Origin of the sequence: Rhodococcus sp. CX (assembly GCF_015865005.1) — a bacterium.
Taxonomy (GTDB): Bacteria; Actinomycetota; Actinomycetes; order Mycobacteriales; family Mycobacteriaceae; genus Rhodococcus.
The window spans coordinates 3,334-4,419 of the sequence record NZ_JADZGH010000179.1; the positions used below are offsets into that span (position 1 = coordinate 3,334).

Below are 1,086 nucleotides of genomic sequence, written 5' to 3' on the forward strand. Positions count from 1 at the left end.
AGTCGAGCAGGCGGTGGCGAGTGTCCATCGTGGTGCGGTGGATCGGCTCGTCGGATATGTGGTGCCGGAACCCGGCGCCGAGCTGGATCCGGTCGCGGTGCTGGCACAGGTGGGGGCGCGGTTGGCGCCGCACATGGTGCCGGCGACGGTGTCGGTGATCGATGCGGTGCCGGTGACGGCGAACGGGAAGGTGGATCGGGCGGCGTTGCCGGAGCCGGATTTCCGTTCGGGTGCGGCGGAGTTCCGTGCGCCGGCCTCGGAGACGGAGGCGGTGCTGGCGGAGTTGTTCGCCGAGGTGCTGGGGGTCGAGACGGTGGGGGCGCAGGATTCGTTCTTCGCGCTCGGTGGGGACAGCATCATGTCGATCCAGTTGGTGGCGCGGGCGAAGGCGCGGGGGTTGGTGTTCTCGCCGCGGGATGTGTTCGAGTGCCGGACGGTGGCGGCGCTGGCGCAGGTGGCCGCGTCCGGTGGTGCGGGTGCGGTGGTGCTCGAGGAGCTGCCCGGTGGTGGTGTCGGCGACCTGCCGCTCACCCCGATCATGCACTGGCAGAGCGGACGAGGCGACGCGGGATTCCACCGGTTCTCCCAGGTCGTCGTCCTGGCGCTCCCCACCACCGTCGACGAGGAGACCCTCGCGGGCACGCTCCAGGCCGTGCTCGATCGGCACGACATGCTGCGCAGCCGACTGCAGCGCGACCCCGCAGCGCCGAACCGCTGGAATTGGGAAGCATTGCCGGTCGGCGCGATTCGCGCACGCGACGTGCTCCACCGGGTCGTCGTCGACTCGGCGCCGGGCACCGCCGGATTCCACGCGACCGCGGCCGCCGAGGCGGACGCCGCCGCGGACCGACTCGACCCGGCCTCGGGAATCGTGGTGCAGGCGGTGTGGTTCGACCCCGACGACACCGAAATCCCGGGCAGGCTGCTGGTCATGATTCATCATTCGGCAGTCGACGGCGTGTCGTGGCGGATCCTCGTCCCGGATCTCGCGACCGCGTGGTCGCAGATCGCGGCGGGACAGGACCCGCAACTCGAGGCGGTCGGTACGTCGATGCGCCGCTGGGCGCACGGTCTGGTCGAGGCCGC

At 71.4% G+C, this 1,086-nt stretch carries 1 protein-coding gene; it reads left to right on the forward strand.

The genetic code is table 11. The annotated features are described in order from the left end of the window. Nucleotides 1-37 precede the first annotated feature (37 nt). Nucleotides 38-1,086 (forward strand): phosphopantetheine-binding protein (locus I0Q12_RS18755; protein ID WP_307846344.1); only part of this gene is annotated, 1,049 nt, incomplete at its 3' end.